30 protein-coding genes are annotated in these 21624 nt (G+C 48.0%); 19 read left to right on the top strand and 11 right to left on the bottom strand.

Annotated features, from left to right (window positions below; all coding sequences use genetic code 11):
* The first annotated feature begins 12 nt into the window (after window positions 1–12).
* Window positions 13–612: a recombination mediator RecR gene (gene recR, locus KNV97_RS13750; protein ID WP_136484322.1), complete on the top strand. Its 600-nt coding sequence runs from the start codon at window positions 13–15 to the stop codon at window positions 610–612.
* A gap of 66 nt (window positions 613–678) precedes the next feature.
* On the opposite strand, the gene KNV97_RS13745 is transcribed toward recR, so the two are convergent.
* A complete protein-coding gene (locus tag KNV97_RS13745) occupies window positions 679–927 on the bottom strand; it encodes a YkgJ family cysteine cluster protein (RefSeq protein WP_136484402.1) in 249 nt (82 codons plus the stop codon).
* A 156-nt stretch (window positions 928–1083) separates the two neighbouring features.
* Between KNV97_RS13745 and KNV97_RS13740 the strand changes: the two genes are divergently transcribed.
* A complete protein-coding gene (locus KNV97_RS13740; RefSeq protein ID WP_218563386.1) occupies window positions 1084–1524 on the top strand; it encodes a YcgN family cysteine cluster protein in 441 nt (146 codons plus the stop codon).
* A 118-nt stretch (window positions 1525–1642) separates the two neighbouring features.
* Here KNV97_RS13740 and KNV97_RS13735 read toward each other — a convergent pair whose 3' ends face one another.
* The 6 genes from KNV97_RS13735 to KNV97_RS13710 form a co-directional block, all read right to left on the bottom strand.
* Window positions 1643–2701, bottom strand: a complete 1059-nt coding sequence (locus tag KNV97_RS13735; RefSeq protein WP_218563385.1) for a phage integrase — start codon at window positions 2699–2701, stop codon at window positions 1643–1645.
* 391 nt (window positions 2702–3092) lie between these two features.
* The gene (locus KNV97_RS13730; RefSeq protein WP_218563384.1) at window positions 3093–3974 is read right to left on the bottom strand and encodes an RES domain-containing protein; all 882 of its coding nucleotides are present in this window, start codon (window positions 3972–3974) and stop codon (window positions 3093–3095) included.
* 66 nt (window positions 3975–4040) lie between these two features.
* Complete coding sequence (locus KNV97_RS13725; RefSeq protein WP_218563383.1) at window positions 4041–4445, bottom strand: hypothetical protein; 405 nt, start codon at window positions 4443–4445, stop codon at window positions 4041–4043.
* Window positions 4442–5185 (bottom strand): hypothetical protein, encoded by a 744-nt coding sequence (locus KNV97_RS13720; RefSeq protein WP_218563382.1) that lies wholly within the window; start codon window positions 5183–5185, stop codon window positions 4442–4444. Before KNV97_RS13720 ends, KNV97_RS13725 begins: the two co-directional genes overlap by 4 nt.
* Before the next feature lie 41 nt (window positions 5186–5226).
* The gene (locus KNV97_RS13715; RefSeq protein WP_218563381.1) at window positions 5227–6015 is read right to left on the bottom strand and encodes a WYL domain-containing protein; all 789 of its coding nucleotides are present in this window, start codon (window positions 6013–6015) and stop codon (window positions 5227–5229) included.
* A gap of 26 nt (window positions 6016–6041) precedes the next feature.
* The gene (locus KNV97_RS13710; RefSeq protein ID WP_322972741.1) at window positions 6042–6644 is read right to left on the bottom strand and encodes a helix-turn-helix domain-containing protein; all 603 of its coding nucleotides are present in this window, start codon (window positions 6642–6644) and stop codon (window positions 6042–6044) included.
* Window positions 6645–6892: 248 nt separating this feature from the next.
* Here KNV97_RS13710 and KNV97_RS13705 point away from each other — a divergent pair, with 248 nt between their 5' ends.
* The 8 genes from KNV97_RS13705 (at window position 6893) to KNV97_RS13670 (ending at window position 11171) form a co-directional block, all read left to right on the top strand.
* On the top strand, window positions 6893–7024 hold the full coding sequence (locus KNV97_RS13705; protein WP_256612986.1) for a hypothetical protein: 132 nt from the start codon (window positions 6893–6895) through the stop codon (window positions 7022–7024).
* 110 nt (window positions 7025–7134) lie between these two features.
* Entirely contained in the window at window positions 7135–7674 is a 540-nt protein-coding gene (locus tag KNV97_RS13700; protein ID WP_218563380.1) for a phage regulatory CII family protein, read from the top strand.
* A 9-nt stretch (window positions 7675–7683) separates the two neighbouring features.
* A complete protein-coding gene (locus KNV97_RS13695; protein ID WP_218563379.1) occupies window positions 7684–8028 on the top strand; it encodes a hypothetical protein in 345 nt (114 codons plus the stop codon).
* Between the two features lie 73 nt (window positions 8029–8101).
* Window positions 8102–8398: a hypothetical protein gene (locus KNV97_RS13690; RefSeq protein WP_218563378.1), complete on the top strand. Its 297-nt coding sequence runs from the start codon at window positions 8102–8104 to the stop codon at window positions 8396–8398.
* Window positions 8395–8595, top strand: coding sequence for a hypothetical protein (locus KNV97_RS13685; RefSeq protein WP_218563377.1), 201 nt, complete (start codon window positions 8395–8397; stop codon window positions 8593–8595). Before KNV97_RS13690 ends, KNV97_RS13685 begins: the two co-directional genes overlap by 4 nt.
* Window positions 8595–8822, top strand: coding sequence for a hypothetical protein (locus KNV97_RS13680; protein WP_218563376.1), 228 nt, complete (start codon window positions 8595–8597; stop codon window positions 8820–8822). The genes KNV97_RS13685 and KNV97_RS13680 overlap by 1 nt, the downstream gene beginning before the upstream one ends.
* Window positions 8819–9058 (top strand): hypothetical protein, encoded by a 240-nt coding sequence (locus KNV97_RS13675; RefSeq protein ID WP_218563375.1) that lies wholly within the window; start codon window positions 8819–8821, stop codon window positions 9056–9058. Before KNV97_RS13680 ends, KNV97_RS13675 begins: the two co-directional genes overlap by 4 nt.
* Entirely contained in the window at window positions 9045–11171 is a 2127-nt protein-coding gene (locus tag KNV97_RS13670; protein WP_256612985.1) for a rolling circle replication-associated protein, read from the top strand. The genes KNV97_RS13675 and KNV97_RS13670 overlap by 14 nt, the downstream gene beginning before the upstream one ends.
* Window positions 11172–11231: 60 nt before the next feature.
* Here KNV97_RS13670 and KNV97_RS13665 read toward each other — a convergent pair whose 3' ends face one another.
* Window positions 11232–11966: a DUF4760 domain-containing protein gene (locus KNV97_RS13665; RefSeq protein ID WP_218563374.1), complete on the bottom strand. Its 735-nt coding sequence runs from the start codon at window positions 11964–11966 to the stop codon at window positions 11232–11234.
* A gap of 799 nt (window positions 11967–12765) precedes the next feature.
* Here KNV97_RS13665 and KNV97_RS13660 point away from each other — a divergent pair.
* On the top strand, window positions 12766–12975 hold the full coding sequence (locus KNV97_RS13660) for a hypothetical protein (RefSeq protein ID WP_218563373.1): 210 nt from the start codon (window positions 12766–12768) through the stop codon (window positions 12973–12975).
* A gap of 101 nt (window positions 12976–13076) precedes the next feature.
* Entirely contained in the window at window positions 13077–13295 is a 219-nt protein-coding gene (locus tag KNV97_RS13655; RefSeq protein ID WP_218563372.1) for a hypothetical protein, read from the top strand.
* Here the strand turns inward: KNV97_RS13655 and KNV97_RS13650 are convergent.
* Window positions 13290–13541: an ogr/Delta-like zinc finger family protein gene (locus tag KNV97_RS13650; RefSeq protein ID WP_218563371.1), complete on the bottom strand. Its 252-nt coding sequence runs from the start codon at window positions 13539–13541 to the stop codon at window positions 13290–13292. The genes KNV97_RS13655 and KNV97_RS13650 overlap by 6 nt on opposite strands.
* A 78-nt stretch (window positions 13542–13619) precedes the next feature.
* Between KNV97_RS13650 and KNV97_RS13645 the strand changes: the two genes are divergently transcribed.
* Window positions 13620–14288: a hypothetical protein gene (locus KNV97_RS13645; RefSeq protein ID WP_218563370.1), complete on the top strand. Its 669-nt coding sequence runs from the start codon at window positions 13620–13622 to the stop codon at window positions 14286–14288.
* Between the two features lie 7 nt (window positions 14289–14295).
* Here the strand turns inward: KNV97_RS13645 and KNV97_RS13640 are convergent, their stop codons facing one another.
* Together KNV97_RS13640 and KNV97_RS13635 are read right to left on the bottom strand one after the other, a co-directional pair.
* Window positions 14296–15327 (bottom strand): phage portal protein, encoded by a 1032-nt coding sequence (locus KNV97_RS13640; protein ID WP_218563369.1) that lies wholly within the window; start codon window positions 15325–15327, stop codon window positions 14296–14298.
* Window positions 15324–17147, bottom strand: coding sequence for a terminase ATPase subunit family protein (locus KNV97_RS13635; protein ID WP_218563368.1), 1824 nt, complete (start codon window positions 17145–17147; stop codon window positions 15324–15326). The genes KNV97_RS13640 and KNV97_RS13635 overlap by 4 nt, the downstream gene beginning before the upstream one ends.
* Window positions 17148–17318: 171 nt before the next feature.
* Between KNV97_RS13635 and KNV97_RS13630 the strand changes: the two genes are divergently transcribed.
* The 6 genes from KNV97_RS13630 to KNV97_RS13605 all read left to right on the top strand — a co-directional run bounded on the left by KNV97_RS13630 (window position 17319) and on the right by KNV97_RS13605 (window position 21624).
* The gene (locus KNV97_RS13630) at window positions 17319–18221 is read left to right on the top strand and encodes a GPO family capsid scaffolding protein (protein ID WP_218563367.1); all 903 of its coding nucleotides are present in this window, start codon (window positions 17319–17321) and stop codon (window positions 18219–18221) included.
* Entirely contained in the window at window positions 18221–19228 is a 1008-nt protein-coding gene (locus tag KNV97_RS13625) for a phage major capsid protein, P2 family (protein WP_218563366.1), read from the top strand. Before KNV97_RS13630 ends, KNV97_RS13625 begins: the two co-directional genes overlap by 1 nt.
* A gap of 10 nt (window positions 19229–19238) precedes the next feature.
* Window positions 19239–19949: a phage terminase small subunit gene (locus KNV97_RS13620; protein ID WP_218563365.1), complete on the top strand. Its 711-nt coding sequence runs from the start codon at window positions 19239–19241 to the stop codon at window positions 19947–19949.
* Between the two features lie 115 nt (window positions 19950–20064).
* Entirely contained in the window at window positions 20065–20484 is a 420-nt protein-coding gene (locus tag KNV97_RS13615) for a head completion/stabilization protein (RefSeq protein WP_218563364.1), read from the top strand.
* On the top strand, window positions 20481–20966 hold the full coding sequence (locus KNV97_RS13610; protein WP_218563363.1) for a phage tail protein: 486 nt from the start codon (window positions 20481–20483) through the stop codon (window positions 20964–20966). The genes KNV97_RS13615 and KNV97_RS13610 overlap by 4 nt, the downstream gene beginning before the upstream one ends.
* Window positions 20956–21624: a hypothetical protein gene (locus KNV97_RS13605; RefSeq protein WP_218563362.1), complete on the top strand. Its 669-nt coding sequence runs from the start codon at window positions 20956–20958 to the stop codon at window positions 21622–21624. The genes KNV97_RS13610 and KNV97_RS13605 overlap by 11 nt, the downstream gene beginning before the upstream one ends.

Here is a 21624-nt window from a genome sequence, read left to right as displayed (position 1 = left end):
CGAGTCAGTTTAATGCGCACCAGTCATATGCTGGAGCATTTGATGGAGGCCTTACGTTGTCTGCCTGGGGTTGGTCCTAAGTCAGCGCAGCGTATGGCCTTTCATTTGTTGCAGAGAGACCGCAAAGGTGGCCTGCAACTGGCAGATGCTCTGAGTCAGGCAATGGTTGAAATCGGCCATTGCAGCGAATGTCGTACCTTTACTGAGGAGGACATTTGCCATATTTGTCAAAATCCGAAGCGTCAGGAAAACGGCCAGATCTGTGTGGTGGAAAGCCCGGCAGATATTGCGGCGGTAGAAGCCACAGGTCAGTACTCCGGTCGCTATTTCGTGCTGATGGGCCACCTGTCACCGCTGGATGGTATCGGGCCGAGTGATATTGGCCTGGACGTACTTGATTTTCGCTTGCAACGTGGTGACGTGACCGAAGTGATTCTGGCCACCAACCCGACGGTGGAAGGTGAAGCAACGGCGCACTACATCGCAGAGCTGTGCCGCGAGCACGATGTCTCAGCCAGCCGTATTGCCCACGGTGTACCGGTGGGCGGTGAACTGGAGCTGGTCGACGGGACCACCTTGTCTCACTCGCTGCTGGGCCGACAAAAACTGTAATAAAAAACCGCGCATCATGGCGCGGTTTTTTAATCTCTCAATCTGAGCTGCGTTTGAGCGTGAGGCTCAGGTCAGCTGTTCCAGTTCGGTGATATTGTCCAGGGCCTGCTGATTAGTGCTGCCGCACACACTCGGGCACGGTTTGAACTGGTGGCATACTTTAGGGCGCTCCGCCTTGCCAAACAGCTTACATAAATTGTCATCATTGAGCTGAATACAGCGCACACCGGCCGGCTTACCATCGGGCATACCCGGAATCGGGGAAGAAATACTCGGCGCAATACAGCATGCGCCGCAACCCAGTCTACATTCCATCATTTACCTACTTTTGTGTGTTCGCTCAATAAGGGCGGCGATCCTAACAGAAATCGTCGCGGCTCGCAGCGGGATCGCAGAATATTTATCCTTGAACTTTGTAGGGCAGGAGGGTATAAATCGTCCCCCTGAAACAAGACAGGAAAAACAGACGTTATGAGCACTCCATTTTGGCAAAGCAAAACCCTGGATCAAATGACCGAAGCAGAGTGGGAATCCCTGTGTGATGGTTGCGGCAAATGCTGCCTGCACAAGCTGATGGACGAAGACTCAGACGAGGTGTATTACACCAATGTCGCGTGCAGCTGGTTAAACAGCGAAACCTGCTCTTGCAAAGATTACCCGAACCGTTTCAGCTCAGGCGAAGAGTGCCTCAAGCTGACTCGCGACAAGATCGATGAATTCCACTGGCTGCCGGACACCTGCGCGTACCGCCTTTTGGCCGACGGTGAAACCCTACCAAAGTGGCACCCGCTGATCACCGGCTCCAAAGCCGCCATGCACGCCGCCGGCGAAAGCGTACGCAATAAAGTGGTGTACGAGATTGACGTGGTGGACTGGGAAGATCACATTTTGAACCACCCTTCGCGCCAGTAGGCGTATCAAGGGTTTTCAATGGGTTATGAATCGAATGAACCCAAATAAAGCCCAATAAAACCATATATTATTAAAATTTGTGGTCACGATGTGGACATTTTTTGTCCACAAATTGTGGTCATTCGGCAGGTTCTTTCTCTGCTGAAAACTCCCTTCTCAAACTCGTTAGCGGGTTCTTACTGACAACATCTTCTAAGTGATCGGGTGCCAGATGAGCATAACGCATCGTTTGCTTTATATCGGCATGACCAAGTATTCGTTGTAAGGCAATAATGTTGCCGCCATTCATCATGTAGTAGCTGGCGAACGTGTGGCGCAGGACGTGGGCGGCTTGTTGTTTTAGCCGAGGAATGTTTCTGGAAATGAAGCGGTACACGGTTGAATAGCCAATCGCAAACAATGGGCCAGAGCCGGGTTTATAAATTTCTTCATACAACTCTGGGCTAATAGGAACAGAGCGGTTCTTTTTGCCTTTGGTTTGAGTAAAGGTCACTTTGTATTGGCTCAATTGGGAACCAGTAAGTGACGCCGTTTCACGAAAGCGACCACCTGTTGCAAGGCATAACTTAATGACCTTATGTAAATCATCATGGTATTCGTGATTTTCTGCTTTAGTGATCAAATCTTCCATTTCTTCAACAGTCAGGAATTCCATTTCATATTCATGCAGCTTGAACTGGCGAACAGAATGTAGCGGATTTTCACCTTTCCATTCGCCCATGCGTTGCAGTTCTACAATGACTGCATTCAGCAAATCTTGCTCGTTGTTACAGGTGCGAAAAGAGACAGCAATTTTACGCCCATTTAAATCCGCAACCTCACCCGCTAAACGACGAGAGCGATATTCCGTGAACATAGCAGGAGTGAACTTGTGATAGAGCGGGTCGCCAATGGCTAAGCCAATAACTTTTAATTTGTTGTAGGTGTATTTCGAGTGAGCAAGCGACTGACCGTGGCGTTCTTGCCACAAATCAATCATATCTAGCAGGCTGCGGGTTTGGGTTGTTTCACCAAGCCAGGGTTTATCGTCTGTTTCTCTCAGTACAAACTTTTCATACGCAAGAGCTTCACCTTTAGTGGCAAAGCGTTTTCTTACCCGTTTTCCGTTGCGACCGCTCGGGCGAACATCGCAGAGCCACGGCTTTTTGTTACCGTCTTTAAGATTCCGAATAGACATAAATATACCAATGTACTGTTTATATGAACAGTATATCGGTCAGGTGGGATCTTCAATGTTTAAAATCGGTGAGTACGAACAAGAACGGTCATTTGAGCTTAGTGATTTAGTGTAGAATCAATCCAATATCAGTCATTTTTGGGGATCGTGCATTATGGAAAACAAAGATAGCAACGTACTCAGTTGTAATGACTCATACTCGATCTTACATATCCGCTGGTTAGTTGCGACTAGATCGTGCAGTCGGCCTGCTAAAATCATAACTCGCAATTGGACAAAAGCTTGTTACAAGCTCTACTAAAAGAGGGATGCTTCACATAGGTACAGATAAACTGCCTAACTCAATTCCGAGTAAAAATGGAGTACTTCAAACAATACGAACTTTTTAAAGTCACCAAATGATAGTTCCATCTTGAAGGATAATCTTTGGCTTTTTCAACAACTCAATGTCGAACAGACCATAGGAGTATGCTTTCTTAACTTTTATAAGAATGGTATGTGCAAGACCAAGTAGGCTATCAGCTTTATCACATGGAAGTGCTATGTTTAGCCCACCATCGCTAGCAACACTATGGTACATAATGCCATCTAATGATTTCTGCTTCTCAAACATCAATCTTGCTAATATTCGGGAGTGGATGTAGTCATCTTGTGAGGCTTGAGGGTTGGTTATTATCTCGTCAAAAAACATGTCAGGATACAAATAGGCCATTGCTTTTTTTCTATCTTCTTTTTCTAACTTTTTCACAAGATTAGCTAGAAATTCAGTGGATTCCTTAGGTAAAAAATTCCCTACCCCTCTTGAAGCTTTGTACTTTTCACCAATGATTCCAACACATACAGGCTTATCCTTCGGCTCGAAAGCACTAACCTGAACTACATCCCCTTCTTTGGCTCCGATTTCAGCTAACGCAACGTCAGTGGTAAGGCTTAAATATAGAAATGGATTACCTTCTTCATTGATACGACCGACACCAGTTAAATGTCGTGGAGGGTAGTAGATTTCTGACGTACTGTTAAACCCGTGCCCATTTTCTGCAACTCTTGCTCTAACGAATGACCTCTCATACTTAAAGCTAAAGTTAATTATTTCATAAAACTGGAGTGCGTAACTTATGCCATCCCGAATAAACTTTTCAGAACGGCTAGCTTTAATATCCACAGCTAAATTGTGCATGTAATCCAAATCAAGAACCCATTTTTGCTCCGTCACATTTGCTCCTTCATGTTCTTCATCTTGATAAGGTTTGAAATTAGCGGATTTAAGTTTCAAACTTTATCATTCATTGAATCATAGGTGTACTGATAAGCGTCTTGTTTTGTATCAAAGGCGCAGTGCCTAGCCTTCTCTCGATGCCTCTTGAGGCCCTGACATTTTTACACTCTCTAGAACTCTTAAACTCAATTCGTGATAGTGCATTTTGGCTTGTGCTTTGGTGATTTGACCGCTCGCTTCCATGTCTTTAATTTTGCTAATGGCTGCGTCAATTTTAGGATCGGGGCTGTGTCGGTTTAGATAAGGCTTGATGTTGAACGCGACTACCCAAAGGGCAATTAAATGCCAAATTTCTACAGTACCAAAATCGAGTCCAGAGATAGTTTTGAGTGTTGGCATTAAGGTTCCAATGATGCCATCGGATAGCACTCCCATCACAACGCCTAGCGATGTGCCTTGCTTATTTGCTACAAACAATAAATTGAGCGACTTTCTAAAAAGTTGAGTAATATCATCGATATTCATCATGCATTTACCCATCCTTTAACGTCTTTTTCTACTTTGTATTCGGTGCGTTTTGGTTCATCCATTAACTTCTTAAGCCCGCCGTCATTATTGAAATCATCTTTGTCAGCGTGAGATAGAATGTATTCAATAATTTCTCTTGCTTCATATTCGTTACGACCGTACCAGCCTTTACGAATACGATAGGTAATCAAAAACTGATCTGTCTGCAACGCCAAAAATAAAGTGGTAGGAAAAGTAATGGCTAACCAGTTGAACTCAATTATCGATATCACTGAAGCAACTAGATAAACTAAAACGCTGCCAGAAAGAAGCAGTTTAATTTTGTTGGCTGTGCTTGCCCGCTCTTTGAGCATCATACCGACTACAGTATTCGTTTTAGTCTTGCTGGTATCGGTAATACTTTCGACAGATAAGAAGATTGAAATGGTGTCATAAGCTATATCGGATAGTGAAGTTAACCTTTTTCGATACGTATATCGCAAAAGCCTCTTTTGTGTCCTAAGGTTTCTTATTTCATTTCTAAGGCTCTGATAACGGTGGAGGTCTTGGGAGGATTCTTTAAATTTTAACGACTTATTGAGTAAGTCGAGTCTTTCCTTTATTATCTTTTCAGTCTGTACCTTAATCTTGAAAATCTGAGTAAACTGAATGGCTATTTTCACTACTAACGCTAAAAGAACTATTATCGCCAAATCCTTTGAAGTGAATAGATTTTGAAATTCAGTAAATATATATTCCATTAGTTCTTCCCCTGAAGACCTGCTAATAATGTGCTCGCTTACTAAATGCTAGCGCCGTACTTTTGGTACAAATCGTAAGTATCTAAGTGGAGGTATTTTTCTACCCACTCATCGGGGTCAAATCGCTGACTTCCTACCTTGATTTTCGTTTCGAAGTTATGAAGCTTAAATGTGCGCTGTTCATTCGATTTATGGCAAATACCTTTTATGTAGCCGCTACCATTACCATCAATGCCGAACTCTTGGGGAGTTAAGGTTCTGCGTTCTTTAGGTCTTGAGCAAGAGCTAGAGTATGAAAACTCAATGTCTTTTGTTGTACCAGTCCAAAGAACTTTACAGTCTTGTTTCCATGTATCAACACTGTCGTATGATTTCCACTCACGCTCGTGCTCTGATGTTGATGTGCTGCTAACCGATACTTTTACCTTTATGTCAGCAGTTGGAAGTTCGACAGGTTCTTTTTCAATACCATAAGTTTTTAAAACGAACTTTTGAGCAGATGGAGTTAGATTTTTCCTGATGCAGTATTCAGCCCATTGTTCGTCATCATTGATGATCGAAAGCATTTTTTCTTTTCGCTGTGTGACTTTATTAAATACGAATATGAAAAGTGAGATAATAGCGTATGTAAAAGCTCCTAGTGCAATAACACCAATCAGCACGCCAGTTTGCTCATTTCCAGACATAACTACGACTAGAGTTAAGGCCAGCCAAGAGAAGGAAACTACCCGAGCTAATGGGCTATATCCTTTTTTTAGCGTGAACCAAGAGAAGACTATAGGGATTAAAATGATTCCCAACTTGAGTTTTGTACTAACCACCTTATCCATTTTGTTAGTTCCCTAGACAATTTTTATTATTTAAGTTTTGTTTCTAACACAACCTTCCCAATCACCTCGATATCACCATCCTGAACTTCAATCGTTTGTCCATCGAATGCGATAGCCAGCTTGCCGGGTAGGCGTTGAACTTGGTTGATTGAGTAACGACCATCGATACCGATCAGATAATTGCCATTCATTGCGTCGTTCTCTTTTTTATCGATAAGTACAACACTCTGATTGGTTTCAATTTCAATTAGGTCTGCGTTTTCTAGACCAAAGCCATTTATGCGACGAACTGGATACGGCAATTCGCCAGTATTCAGCAGTTTGCCATTGGTAAGGCAGTAGCTTTTGATGACAACTGAGCTGTGCTGCGTTTGAGTTTCTGATGTCTGGCTCTGTACTGGCGCAAGCGAGTTCGATGTACGCTTAAAGCTTTCACGATCCTCGGGCTTCAATGCCAGCTCTTCAATTGGAATTCCCATCGCCAAATGTAGTCGCACCATCAACTCATGTGACGTTCTGTCATGAAGTTTCCAAGCACTAAAAGTTGCTTTTGGTACATCCAAAAAGTTCAGCCATGTCGAGAAAAGTTCGACAACCAGTAACTTTCTTAAGCTTCTCTGTAAACTCATCACCTTTTAGATAATCAAAAGGAAGAATTTTTTTGTCTTTCATAATCAACTTTTCATTTTGTTGATTTAGATCGATAAAAGGCAATTGAATTATTTCTTTTGTCGATCTAAGATTCTTGTGTGTTCAATAACTGCGCCTAGATAACCACAAATAAGCGCTAACTCATAAGGATACCACCATGGCCAGCATACAAATAGCCATAGATACACCCTATGTGACTAAACGTGAATTTCTTCGAAGAACAGGAATGACGTCTTCCACGTTCGACAACTTGCGCAATGCAGGCCGAATCCCTGTTATGGATAAGCCTTCAGCCAAATCAACTGTATTGGTGAACCTGTATAAGTGGGCCGAGCAGGCCGCGATGCAGCAGGTTTGATCATGCGTTTGTCCTACCTGATTCCAACCAAATCATACTGCCCGCTTTGGCTTCATTTGTTCGCCTGGGCAGTCATTTGCATTCCAACGTTGCTATAAGGATTGTCAAACATGGACGCGAACATCGCCATGTGCAGATTACGTGACGCCAAACAAAACGCGTTTGACGAGGCGTGTTGCGCATTTGCAACCAACCACAACATGGCCGCATTAGCCAGAAAGATGGAAATGGGTGAAACCATGCTGCGCAACAAGCTCAACCCTGAGCAACCGCACAAGCTTTACGCCATCGAGTTAGCCTGGTTGTGTTATCACTCCGGCGATTACTCCATCCATAACGTGCTTTATAGCGATTTGGGCACCGTGACCGTGGCACTGCCACAGGAATCAGAGCAGAAAAACTTCATTGAGCGCACGTTACTCAACAACGCGCTGAGCGGCGAGCTTTCTGGCGATGCAATGCAAATGTGCACCGCAGAGCGCCTGCCGCGTTCCACCAAAAACAAAACACTGGCCAAAGCGCACGCCGCGCTCGGCAACCTTGTTTTGATGATTTCCGATCTAGAAAACCGCACGACTGGCGCAACTCCATTGTTATCGATGGGGCTGGATTTTTTCGCCAACGGTGCGCCAATACCGGGCATGTCCTGAGGAGTGATGATGAATAGTCAGTTAGCCAGAAACTTACAACAACCAACAACCCATCAAACCCCGCCGGCACACGAAAGTATCGCGGCCTGCAAATCTCTGTTCAACGGTTCGGCAACACGTTGCCAACTGCAAGACATGTTTAACAAGCTGCCGGACAAAAGCCGCGGTTTGGTTTTGATCGCCGGTGGCTTGCCAGCGCGCGATTACGCTCGCCAGTTTGAATCGTTCGATGACCTTGAGCTGCACAAAATCCGTTTAGGTATGCAGTACCTGAAAGATATGACGGTCGAGTTCGACAGCAAGCTGGGCGATGTTCGCCGCCTGAAGCACTACCAGTTCAGCCATACCCATTAAACCTAGCCAGGTGTTTGCCCCACATTCCAAAAGGATGGGGGCCTTTTTTTCGTCTCAGCGTAGGAGCATAAAGATGATGAACAACCCTGTAACCAAAGCCGCCTTTGAACGGGCGATTTTGTCGACCATCAACAACCTGTATGCGCTCGCGATCGAGAGTGCGGATGTTATCAGTGTCCGGATTGAGTATTCATCATCGATGAAGATGTTGAACGTGGTGATTTTCTCTCACAACACCACGGAACACGCCCACAACATCATATTGCTTGATGATGAACAAGCCCTGATGGATTTGCTGTTAGTCGAGGACAAACTCATTGAGCGTATCGCCCAACGCCGTGATGAACTGGAAGAAGAGGGGGATGCATGAATCCAAGTAAAGCGAGTGAGCTTATTGAAATGTTGAGAGATCGATTAGAAGAGTGTTGCAACTGCATTGAAGCCGGTTACGACATCACGCTTGCTTCCGGGCACAGCATCACCGATGCGGAATTAACGGTTGAAGGTGGTCGTGTGTTTATCGATGAAGCGAATCAATACCTGAGTACGATTAAGGAGAGTAACTGATGCAATACGCTGCAGTAATGCTTTGCCCGGATGGCGGAGTGATCCGCCATGAGGAAACGCAGGAAGTCGCCAACATTCTGATTGGCGATTTCGATTCGATGGATGATGCCATTAACCAGGCGTGCTCCGAACTTAGCTGCACTCACCTGTTAAACGGGGTGATCAGCAAAGGGCAGGGCAAAGCCGGTTTTATGCTGGTCACAACTCAGGAGTTGGAGGCGGTATGAAACATAAGAAGATTGCTTCCTTGACCATAGATGCAGACACCATTCAAGTCTATGAAGGCAGAACGGCGACATTCGAAAAGTGCGCGGTTGTCTACTTTGCTGGTCCATGTAGTTGGGGTGTAACCATGAACATTAAATTGGAAGACCTCAATCGCTTTACTAACGACCCTGTTTGGCAAAAACGGTTTATTGATATTGCGAAAGAAAAGTTAGGGATGGAGTATGAATCAATCTGATCTTCTCTATATCGGTGGGGTAGTGATGCCCCTCGACAGAATCGTGAAAAATTCAGCCAGCTATAATGCTGGTTTTTTAGGTTCCAAAATTTACACCGACCAGGAACAGGCATTGCTTGATAGTGGTTTGGTTAAAAATGTACCGCTTTACGACCGGGTTTTGAACCGGAAATCGAAACGCGAACTGGATGTTTTAGAGCGCACTGAAAAGTATCGCGCTCTGAATTCTCGCTCCCAACACGACCGCGAAGCGGCGTCCCGCAGGGACGAAGGACTTAGGCTAGTCAAAGGGCGCAAAAGTCCGACAGAAGATTATCGCGAGAGACGAGAGCGCCAAAACCGCAAGCTGATGGCTCTGGGCAAGTCACTGCGCCCTGAATCTGAAATCTCTGGCCCGGATGCACATTGGAATCACGACCTGCTGTATGAGTCGACAGAGCGTTCTAAACCGGTAGTCCTCAACCAGAATGGCAGGCTTGCGCAGGGTGAAACCGGTAAAACACCGATTTCGATGTACTTGATGCACCGTTCCTGGAACCAAACTTTCAAGTTTCAGGCGATAACGGAAACACCATCCAGCTCTGCTCCGGAAGCGAACACCGGCGAAAGATATACTGACAGGCTGAAGCCTCGCGCTGTCAGTCGTATATTTGAAGCCGGCGCTTATACCGCGGCCTGCCATGGCGGGTTCACGACATTTCTGACACTGACGTTCACCAAGGCTCAACGCCTCGCATTATTCGGAGGTATGCTCGATGCGGAAGAGTGCCGGACGATGGGCGCCAACCATCCGATTGTCTACAAGCGGAACATGGTTACTACCAGGGCGAAGCGCGGTGAGAAGAAGGTTTGGGATCCGGTCACTGAAATTGGTGGCGAGTATTGGACCATTCCGTCAAAGGACACTCCGAAGGTCAAAGTGATGAACAGGGATGGAGTGATTGCAGGCCCGTATTGCGACATCAAGAACAAACCGGAGCAAGCCTTCACGATGGAGAAAACGCTCGAAACGACGATTGGTAAAGAGCTTTCCCGGTTTCTCGATGGCGCCAAGAAAATGTATCAACGGGGCTGGGTGGCTGAGCACACAGTCAGAACGGATCCGGAAAGCGGCGCCAGGTACTGCGATTTACAAAAGTGCAAAGTGCCGATGCATGCGCAGCCAAGCGATCAGGGCCCAACCAATCTGCCGGCCGATTTCCATTACATCTGGGTGGCGGAGTGCCCGGCCAATGAGTTCGGTGAGCCGAACCCACATGTTCACGTGTTGCTGCGATGGAATGTACCCAAGCATCTGTTTAGTGCCTGGTCTGCTCGTCTAGAAAAAATTTGGGGCCATGGGTTCGCTAAGCTGGAGCGTATTCGCAAACCTAAAGCTGCAGGCTCATACATCATCAAAGCCGTGGGTTATGCCGCCAAAGGTGCTAACGCAGATCAGGGGCTGATAAGGGGTAACCGGTACAACATCGCCAAGTGTTCACGCGCGCCAGATTGGGAGGTGTTGACCTCGTTCGATGCCGATAACATGACAGCCATTATCAGAGAATTGGGCCATAAGCTTGATATGTGGAAGAAGCCAATACAGCGCCAAATTCGCAAGCTCAGTGCTGCCAAGGCTCAAACTATCAAAGCGAAGTCCATCGCCAAACAGAAGTGCGCACCAGAGGAACATCAGAACAAGCTGTACCAACGGATTATCCGGTTAGAAAAACAGGCAGAGAAGCTTAACCAGACTCTGAAAAGCCGGGGCGTTCACGTCAGTGCTTACAATCGGTTTTGTATCACGTTCGAAGGGGAGCAAGCCAAAAAGAAGGTGGATTCATTTATGCTTTGGGCAGCTGGCGCCCGTGGGTGGCCAATGACCTGCCGTGATATAGATATGAGTGACATCAAACACGAGGCAGATTCGCGTTACGAGGATAACTTCAGCGCCTTCCTGGATAACCGGTGCTATTGGAAAGCCGTCGCCGGGGACTATTCCGCGCGAGAGGAACCAACCGAGGGTGAGATCGCTTACTGGAAAAGTATGGAAGAGCAATACGCCCTGGATGTGGGATACTCGATGCGGATGTGGAACGATCAGTTATGGACCCAACACGTGTGCAAAGCTTAACTAATTACGTAATTAGTTAAGCTTTGCTTGATATTCAGAATGTTGATAGAGCCCTTGAATTCAGGTTTTAGATTTAGGTTTATTGTGTTCAAGTACGTACTCAATCAATGATGTTCTCGCCTCTAGTAGCAAGTATTTGGGAGTTGGTTGTCTAGTTATCGTATGGGCGATTGCATAGTAAAGATGCATATAACTCTTGCTGTAGATACGGTGATGGTGAATCGAAAGGGCGTCATATGCTCTTAATAGTTTGGGATGGCAGATTGTTCCTTTTTCTTTCTCTCTCTGAATATGCCATCTTAAGGCTAGCCAGCAGATCTTTATGTAAACGCGTTCTCTAACGCCACTTTGCCTGATCAGTATGAAAGGTAGAAGTTTGGTGACTGCTACAGTTACAGTGCTAGCGTATGTTCCATACAGGAACTTTTCATCATATACCCCATAGTAAATACCGTTCGCACAACGTTCCCATTCATTGAGGAAATCGTTGATATTGAGGTAGTCTGCATTTCCGGTCTCGTCTTCTCGGCCTTCTAAGATAGCGATTTTGAAAAGTTTCTCTGTGAGCTCGGTATTTGACGCCGTACTCTTTAAAATTTTTAATACATCATCAGAAACCTTTTTTATATGGTCCTTATGCTTATATGATGTTTCAAAATCCAGAGAATTTTTCACTTTGGACGTTCTACTGCTCGCTTGGAGGTTGAGAACTGCAACTACCAAAGCTGAGAAGGCTACGTAGAATACAGGATAGTTATCCCACAGCCGTATGAGTTGTGAAATCAGAGATTCCAATTTAGGTCACCTTTTGGACAATAAAAAAGGAAGGTGCTAACCTTCCTTCTTACAAAGTTCTAAAGACCTCAGCCTTTGATGTCAAAGCCCCAGTCTTCTTCTTGGTAAATTTTCTTCATCATTGTGAGCTCCTTTGCAGTAATGTCTGCGTAGTCTCCCCAGTTTTAGTGGTACATGTGGGACCACCAGGACCGACTAACTATAGCACACTGTCTAATATTACGACAAAGTGTTTCACGCTATGATGCGCACATACAAGCCCATATACACCTGAATATCATTTCATACTGTGACTAACGTACGACTACGTATGTTCCGAAACGCATACTGATGAACGTTCGTTTTCTGTTCGTACCGCGTAACTTTTGCTTTTGTTAAAACCATCATAAAACAACTCATTCTCTTGAATATGACGTAGATGAAGATTTCCCCTTCGCCACATTCATATGACCGAAAAAATTTCAATTAATCCGATTTCCATGACTTGCGCGTTTGGCAACCTGTCGTAGCTTGGTTTAACGGCCTTGGGTACTGCATTTGCTTCAGTTCCTGGAGAGTCTGTGTTTGAGTCAAAGCACACGAAGAGCAAATCCGCTGTGAAATGTGATTAGACCAAGAGAGTTCAGAACGGCTGCTGATATCGTTCCTAAATAGAAAAGTAATCCGCATTTTAGGCACAAGGTTTCTCAATCGACTACATAGATTGCGCTTAAGTCTATATGGCTAGGATATTTTTGGTCATTTCGGAAAGTTTTATGGATTCGGTAAGCTGTTAGAAGAAAAAGAAAAGGGGAGTTTGATGAAATACACAAAGAAAGAAGAGATATTGAATATCTTGAACCTAGTTTACTTTGCACTCAATAGTTTTGATGAGACGGAAAAAGTACAGCTTGGTACGGACTCTCTAATGAGGTTGTTACTGAGCAATGATTTTATTGATGGTGAAGATGACGACATTTTGAAAGCCTTTGGATCTATCCAATTGGTTTCGTTTCAACGGCGTAACTGAAAGATATCAAACAGTTCTTTGTACTTTTAGTCACAAAATGATCGTTGAAATACTGTGTTTATATACAGTATATTGTGGGTGAGGTTGGTAAGGATGTTGATATGTCAGACAAAAAAGAGCGATTCCAGCAGGCACTAGAACTGATTATCGATGGATTGTCGTTGAGTGAAGCAGGGGCAGGGCGCGTAAAAGCGGGGCGTTACGTTCTGGAGTTGTTGGTGGCCGACAACCCAGGTTTGCTGGATTCAGAAAAAACAAAAGCCATCCAATCTATCATTGCGATGGCTGAAGAGCAGGAAAGTCCGGCGTTTCGTTTATAGCATACTGAGCTGGTGTTTAAGCTGTTGCCGCTGTTCCGGCGGCAAAGCTTTCACCAGGTTAAATGCAATTTGGCTGGTTGTCTTCGCGGATGGGCTTAGAGTGTGGCTGTACGAAAGATTCATTACAAACGTGTGCCCACATTCTGGATCACCGCATGCACAATACAGGTCTGCAACACTGTTGGTTAAACGGTTTGATTTCTGTATACGGGCCTTCTCGCCGCACTCTGGACACAACACTCTCATAAGAAACACCTAGCTTATTGACTGACGATTTAATTATACGTTGTAGTAGGAAGAATCGAAACTAGTAAGGGGAACCTAATGGATCCAACAAATATTAATACGTTTTTTCATGAGCTTTTCTCAGGAACATACATCAGCACGTTGGGGGCTTTGTTACCTATTCTAAGTTCAATTTGGGGGGCATTAATTGCAATGCGCTCTTGGTATCTGAGACGTCAGAGAACAGTTCTGGACTCATTAGAAGATGCGTTGAAAGGTGACAATTTAGATACGAAAACGAAAGAGTTTTTAGAGAGCGAATTGGCTGCCAAACGTTTTGAGAAAAACGGCTACGGATATGCTAAACGAGAGCTCAGAGAGGCACTAATCGATAGGTCAAACAACTACGTTTATGGGATTTTTACATTGGGTAGTAGTGATCTAAGAGGATGTTGTGAGGTGGTTTATTATTGTACAGAGAAAGATAGTCTATTCTTGAAACCTGGTTGCTTCATTCATTTCACAGTGCGGATAGCCTGCGTGATTCTAGCAGGGGTGTTGTTATCTACGGTTTGGATAATAACCGGTGGTGTTTTGAGTCATAATGTAGGATTTGGGGATACTTTAATCCTACTTGTTATTGATGCCTTTACTCTATCTGCTGCGACCTTCTATCTGTGTCAATCTTACCCATTGATCTCTTACATCAAAATGTATGCGATTATTAGAAAGGATAAAAGTAAAGCGGAGGCTTACCTTTATCCTTGATGTCTGTCTAATTTGGCCCGTGGGTGATTGTTAAATCAAACTGCAACTGCAACGAACGTGGAATCTCCGGGTCACTATTCACCGCATCCGCAATCCGTTTGCATACCGGAATCACTTCATAACGGTCATATACCTGGCTCACTTTCAGTGGGTCAGGAATCGTTGATCCGGTTTGTGGAATCATGCCGCCCATGCCAGCCGGGAAGCGGTGGCCGACAAAGATATCCTGAGCCGTGATATTCTTGATGCGCTCAAACTCATCCTTGGTGGCGATGTCGCCCACCGGGATCAGCTGAATACCTTTCTCTTTCCCGTTCGGGATATTCACAAACATGCTGCGAAAGTTACCAATGCCTTTCGAGCTGGCGATCTTGTTCTTGAGTGCTTCTTCATCTTCTTCACTCAGGTTCGGGTCCGTCGCGTAAAAGATGAAACCCATGTGGGCGCCGTTCAGGTAGTAACGGCGGCGGAACAGGGTGGCATCGCGGTTCAGTAAACTGCTTTGAATGCTGCCCAGGTAATCGGGCAGGCCATACACCTGTTGCTGCGGGTCATACTGGGGAATAAAAATCACGTCTTTGGCTTTGAATGTTTTCTGCTTGTACTCCGGAAGCAACTGCACAAAATCGCCGTTCCTGCGCTTTCGCATGTGCACCATGGGCAGCGGGGCCAGGCCAATCACTTGCTTCAGGTAGTTGCGGATTTTCACAAACGCTGCCATCCCCAGGCCAAAGTAATCCCAGCAGGCATTATTCATCTGATACATCGGCAGGTTACCGCCGCCGGTAAAGCGCCCGGCTACGTAGTTGGCGCGGGCCTTGAGTAATGAACCGTGGTACCCGTTGGCGTTGGCAATATCGGCCAGTCCTCTGAGTGAAATGGGTGGCTCCCAGTAATCGTCAGAGTCGTTGTAAACCAGCTCACAATAGCGCGTCATCCAGCTGCTGTTATCAACCGGCTCCGGATTGGGGTCGAAGCTGTAAACGGATGAGTTGCCGGAAGTCTGCGCGGTGTCGGTGTGTACCAGTTGTTCGGTCATGCTGCTAATTTCCCTTGGTCGCCGGTGAATGCCCAGCGCGATTTGCGTTTGGTGGTGTGATCCAATGGTTCATTGATGAGTGCGTGTGACAGTGCCCAGAAATCATCGGCGTGGCCGACCAGCTCGCTGCGGTCAGCTTTGAACGTCATCATGTTGCCGCTGTTGGTCGACGTGCGTTTGATGGCCATGAACGACATCGCGGTTTCTTTCATGCCGGCATCAAACTGCAGGCGCTGGCCGTCAATGACATCAATCATCTTCATCACCAGGCGGTTTTTGTTCTCGTTGGAATAGTGGATCGCCACGGTTTCCCGCGGGTGCTTGTTGCTGAGCAGGTCATACACCCCGGCACCAATACCGGTGATGTCTATCCCCAGGTAAGTGACATTGAAGCGCTCAAATACCTTATCGATTTCGCTCGCCTGGTGCTGAAAGCTGAGTCCGCGCCAGGTGTGTTTCTCGAGTACCCGGAATTTTTCTGCTGCGACAATCGGTGGCGCGACCACCATCAGCACCGCATTGTCGCGGGTGCGTGACGGGTCATAACCCAGCCACACTTCACGGCTACCAAAAGGACGCTTCGCGCTGGCTTTGAAGTCCTGCCAGATCCCCGCATCCACCATGCATTTCTGCACTTTGTTGAACTCGAATATCGAGCTGGCACCGTCGACGAAAATACACATGAACAGGTTGTTGAAGTCATGCTCGCTGTATTCTTCGCGCAGCTCCTCGATGTCGAACAGGTCACAGCCACCGGCGGCGGCATCTTCAATCGTAACCACATAGCGCCATTGTCGGTCCGGACACAAGCGGCCGCCGTCGCGCAGCTCATCAAAAGTCGGGAACTCGATGTTCTTACGGGTGGTTTTATCGCCGCGCCATTTATCCCCGGTCCAGAAGGGGTAGGCCGCGTGCATTTTGGATGATGGTGTGGAGAAGTAGGTTTTGCGCCACTTCTTATGCGTAGCCATCGCTGAGGCGACTTTGTTCAGCTCGTCAAACTTGCCGATCCAGAAATACTCATCCACATACACATGGCCGTGGTAACTCTGCGCGGTTTTACCGTTGGTCGAGAGAAAGTGCAGTTCGGCCCCGTTGGAGAGTGTCATCGGGTTACCGGAAAGCTCCAAATCCAAAAACTCTTTGGCGAGCGCAACAATGTAACGGCGGAACACTTCGGCCTGCGCCCGTGAGGCAGAGAGGAATATCTGGTTGTCGCCAGTCAGAATCGCTTGCTCTAACGCTTCGCCGGCAAAGTAGTAGGTCGCGCCAATCTGGCGTGATTTGAGGATGTTTCGGATACGCTGATGCAGGTTATTGCGCATCACGATTTGATAGTCAAACAGCGAGTCGTGCCAGAGCTTAAAGTGTTCTTCGGTCAGTTCGCTGACGTCGTTCTTCACCTTTTTGCCGCGCTTGGCTTTGCTCGGGCCAGAGCGTTGGCCGGCTGGGTCTGCTTGTTTACTCGGTGAGGCTTTTTGTTTCCCCGTTGGCTCCGCTTGTTGATCACTGTCTTGTGGTGCCGGCGGCGGGTTGCTGGCGCGGAATTTCTTCAGTTTAACGTGGTGTTCGACCAGACGATCGAGCATATCCAACTGGCCTTTGGTTGGGTTCTCCAACTCGAGCAAGGTCTGGATACGATTCGATATCGCCTCATCGACGGTTTGTTCACGCAGCATATCGCGCCAGCCGAACTTATCTGCCCAGTAATAGATGATTCGTTCACTGTTCAGGTTCAGTTCGGCAGCGATTTCGCGTGGCGTCCAGGCTTTTAAATAAAGCGCTCGGGCGGCTTGTCTGAGTTCAGGAGAGTATGCCATGCCTGAATCATACGCCCTCAAAACCGCCCGATTCGCCCACCTTCATTCCGACTAATTCCAGTTTTCTCTCTATCCGAATTCACCCGAACACAACTGGCTGAAAGCCCGTTTTTATCGGCGTATGGTTGCCACACATCAACGAAAAACCGCAGTGATTAAGAGTGTTCAACCATGCCGAAAACCAGTGATTGGGTCATCGTCGCCACCGAAGGCAATACCGTAGACGGTCGAAAAATCGATAAGTCTTGGATTAACGACATGGCCGAACTGTATTCCAAAGATGAGTACCCCGCTTTGATTTGGCCGGAGCATTTCCGCAATCAATGGGCACCCTTCGAGGGTAAAAACTGGGGCATTGTTGAAGCACTGAAAGCCGAAGAGAAAGACGGGAAACTGCGTCTGTTTGCCAAGCTGACGCCCAATCATTACCTGATTGAAGCGAACAAAGATGGACAGAAGCTGTTTACCTCCATTGAGCCTAACCCGGATTACAAAAGCGAAGGGCGTTGCTATTTAACAGGCCTAGCTGTGACTGACTCTCCTGCCTCCACAGGTACAACGCAACTCAAATTTTCACGCCGTCAGGGCGAAGAAACCGTGATCGAGACGGATGCATTGGAAGAGATTGACTTCTCAACATGTTTCACCCGCTCCGAGCGTTTTTTCTCACTCTGCAAAGGCTTTTTCCTGTCCGGCGATCAGCCAGAGCACACTCCCGATTCTCAGCCAGAGGACGAAGAACCCATGAACCAAGAGCAGTTCAGCCAAATGATGGGTGCGATTAACAATATCGGCACCAAACAAGGTGAACTGGAAGAGAAGTTCAACACACTCTCTACCCAGCAAACGCCAGCGGCAGATCCAGAAGGCGATGATACGCCGGAAGGAAAAACCTCTGGCGAACAGACTTCAGGCCTGACGCCGGAGCAATTCAGCCAACTGACCGACAAACTGGATGGCATTGCCACCAAACAAGGTGAGCTGGAAAACAAATTTAACCAACTGAGCAACACCGGCCCGGATGGGCAGGGACCGGAAGACACCGGCGCCAGTAACAAAATGGAGGTGTTTTAATGTTAAACGCCGTCTCTACGCAGTACTTACAGGAATTCACTTCCGCCGTTGTTGAAAGCGCCAGCGCAGCTGCCGGCTCTAAGATGTTCAACATCACGCCGGTGATGGAAACCAAACTTCGCCAGGCGATCATGGAATCGGATTCGTTCCTTGGCATGATTTCGCTGCAGTTGGTTTCTCAAATCAAAGGCCAGGTCATCGATGTTGGCGGTGATGGTCTGGCGACCGGTCGCGGCGATGGCAAACGCTTCCTGGCGGATGTGAACCAGGAAGGGAACACCTACGAGCTGACCAAAACCGATTCCGGCGCCAAAATCCTTTGGGAACTGATGACGCAATGGGCAAATTCTGGTTCGAAAGATGAGTGGCTCAAGTTGATGAAAGCCTCGATTTCGCGTCGCTTTGCACTGGATATGCTGCGTATCGGATTCAACGGTACCTCGATTGCGGCTGTTACCGATCCCGTCGCGAATCCGCTTGGTCAGGACGTCAATAAAGGCTGGCTGACCGTCGTTAAAGAGAAGAAACCGGCCCAGGTTCTGGCTGCAGCGTCACTGGATGCGACCGGCGCCACGGAAGATTCCTACAAGAACCTCGATTCCCTGGTGCAGGACCTGATCAATACCACCATCGCCCCAGAGCACCGCAACGACCCTGATCTAGTTGTGTTGGTGGGTCATGACCTGGTGGCCGCTGAGCAGCACCGCTTACTGGAATCGGCAACGGTACCCACTGAGCACAAAGCCGCGCAGGCACTGGCGAAAACCATCGCGGGTCGCAAGGCCTACACACCTTCGTTCTTCAAAGGTAACCAAATCTGGGTCACCACGCCGAAGAACCTGCAGATCCTGACTCAGGAAGGCACGCAGTGGCGCCGCCAGGTGAACGATGAAGATGAGCTTTGCTACAAGCAAAACCATATTCGTATGGAAGGCTACGCCGTCGGCAACATGAAAAAGTTTGCCGCCATTGAAGCGGTGACCGTTGTTGAACCAGCGGCAGCGTAAGGGGCAGTTCATGGTCAGTCCACTACAACGCCAGCGTATGAAGCTGCTGGCACAACCCTCTAAAGCGGCTGCAGCGATCACCGCCGCCAATACAGACAGTTTGCACCTGCAGCTCATCGAGTTCGAGCAGGACAAACTCACGCTGAAAGGCATGGTGCAAATCGCGGAGAAGGTAAACCACAAGCGTGACGTGCTCATTCCGAAGTACAAGCCGATGGCTGAAACGTACCTGGAAGCCGGCGAAAGTTACCAGAACCCGATTTTCACCGATCTGATTGTCTGGCTGTTTGATACCGGTGAGCTAGGTACCGCGATTGAGTGGTTGTTCAAAGCGATTGAGCTGGACTTACCGACCCCGGAAAACTTCAAGCGTTCCAGCTGGGCGGTCGTGTGTGCCGACTTTGTGCTGCAGTGGGCTGAAACCCAAATGGCCAACGGCCAGTCGGTGGAGCCGTACTTCTCGCAAGTGTTCGAGAAAATCGACCAGGAGTGGAAGCTGCCGGAGCAGCTGGAAGCCAAATGGTACAAGTTTGCCGGCTACGGGTTACTGCTCAACGAAAAAGGTGAACCCCAACCCAGCCAACTGGGCAATATCGAGCGACTCGAAAAGGCCAAAGCCTTGCTGATTACTGCCCACGACAAACACAACAAAATCGGCGTCAAAACCAAGATTGACCAGATTGATATGCGCATCCGCGCCATTCAGGAAGGCAAGTTGTAACGACTCCTACGCCACCGCGCCTCGGCTGGCGAGGGTGCTATCACCGTAAAGGTGCATGGTAACCCGTCGACCCAGTGGCTAGAGGCGCACTTATTTAATCGCAAAGGAGAACGCCATGAGTTTTGGCGGCAAGGTCAACAGCGCAGACAGCACCGCCATTCCCGGAGAGGGATGGCCGGATTTATCGACGGATGAGTTTCGCGCTCTGCGCCGCATTCCTCACACCTTTGCGAATGAATCCATGGTCGCTGCAGTGACTATTGCGGCGGGCAATATCCAGCAGCGACTCGATAGCCTGCGGGTTGATGATGAGCCGCCCCAATGGGGCGCGGGCAAAACCATGATTTATAAGCGGGCGGTGTATGGCCGCGCTCATGCTGAATTGCTCAAAGAGTTCGCCACTCAGGACCGTCGCAAAGAGGGCGAAAGTGTGGCGACCGATGAGCCGGAGCAGGAAGACCGCTTTCTGAGCCAGAGCAACAAAGATGTGCGGGCTTTACTGGGCCGCAGTGCGAATGGGATTGCATCGATATGAGTGAATCGGCGTACGTCAAAACCAAGCTGGAGCACCTGACGGACTACATCGTCAGTCACCTCAACAGCAATGTGCTCGACAACAAAATCGAAGCCTGGCAGGAGCGGGCCGCGATTGTGGTCGATGGCGAGGACCGGGGCAACGGCGGGCACATTGCGGCGTACTGGCGCTATGAAGCGGTGATTTCGGTTGAGGAGTTTCCGCATCAGCAACTAGACCCGCGCAATCTGTTTGCGTTAGTCGCTTGCTGGCTCTCGGACTACGACACCGAGCGAGACATTCACGAACTGAGTGACCCGGAAATCAGTGTCGATGTCATCAATCATGAAACGGCCGACGTGCTGGTCGAAATTGAAATGATGGAACCGATTGAAATGATCCCGGATGAGCAAGGGCTCATTACCTGGCGCGGGGTGAAATATCGGGTGCAGGCTGTGCCTATCGACACAGCGAAAGAATACGAGCTGAGTCATGCAGATTGAGTTAATCGGCCAGGACGCGATCAGTGCCCGCAAAGCCTTGGAGGCGTTGGCACTGACTAAGCGCAAACGATTCTGGCTCTTGAAAGACCTGGGTCGCTGGGAAAAGCGCATGACCCGCAGCCGTATCCGCCGGCAAAAGGACACCGACAACCAGAAATTCGAAAAACGAAAACAGGGTGAGGGAGCGGTTCTGACCTCATTCTCAAACGGGTTAGAGCCCTACGTGCTGCATGATGCCACGGTGCTGGACTTAACCTGGAGCCGGAAAAGCAAAGCGCGCAAAGCGGCGGTGCATCAGGCCGGCATGATGGAAACTGTCACTGCGCATGAGCACATCAAGGCGCAGAACAAACGCCGGGGTGAACCCGATTACAGCGCACCGTGTACCAAAGCGCAGGCCATCGCGTTGCGCCGCCTCGGGTACCGGATACGCCGCCGGGACGGGAAAGGCTGGAATAAGCCCAGTGTCCGTAACCTGGAAAAGCGGCTCACGTTAGGCCAGGCCGGGCTCATCATCCGCATGATGCGAACCGGTAAGCGCAAGGGTAAGCAGAAATGGAAAGTGCATACCCCACAGCGGCAAATGCTCGGCAGCAAAACGCAGAAAGTGAGAGAGCGCATCATTCGAAACATCGAGAAAGCGCGCGTAAAGAAATAA

It is taken from the genome of Vibrio ostreae, assembly GCF_019226825.1.
In the GTDB taxonomy this organism is placed as follows: Bacteria; Pseudomonadota; Gammaproteobacteria; order Enterobacterales; family Vibrionaceae; genus Vibrio; species Vibrio ostreae.
Note: the sequence above shows the minus strand (reverse complement) of the source record. Positions and strands in the feature narration are given on the sequence as shown.